Consider the following 489-nt stretch of genomic DNA (forward strand, 5'->3'; position numbering starts at 1 on the left):
CTCCTGCCCCGCCCGGCCCCACAACGGCACCACCCCAACCGGCACCGTCACCGTCTGCGGACACTGGGAGCGAGAAGGAGCTCCTGCCCGGAGTGGCGCCCCGGGTTCCGGACACCAAACGGGACACCGATCGCGACGGCACCCTCGACATCAATGACACCGACCTCGACGGGGACGGCATCGACAACAAGGCTGACGACAACCTCGACGGCGATAAGTTCATCAATGAGGTTGATCCGGACATGGATGGGGACGGCCTGCTCAATGAGGAAGACCCGGACATCGACGGGGACGGCATCCTCAACGACAAGGATGAGGAACCCATACGCCCGGCACGAGTGGCGCCCGCCAAACCATCTCCCGAGACTGGTGTGCCCAGCGATCCTGTAGGGATTACGGCCCCTGCCGGGGGAACTCAGGCTGCTGGGACCTCGTCGGCCACCTGAAGCGCCCTGGGTCTGATGGAGACTCGCGCTATTTGATTCCGAC

1 protein-coding gene is annotated in these 489 nt (G+C 64.6%); it reads left to right on the top strand.

Features of this window, described 5'->3' with window-relative positions:
• Positions 1-446 (top strand): hypothetical protein (locus L979_RS04775; protein WP_231559399.1); only part of this gene is annotated, 446 nt, incomplete at its 5' end.
• Positions 447-489: the final 43 nt, after the last annotated feature.

This window comes from Kocuria sp. ZOR0020 (assembly GCF_000800955.1).
GTDB lineage: Bacteria > Actinomycetota > Actinomycetes > Actinomycetales > Micrococcaceae > Kocuria > Kocuria subflava.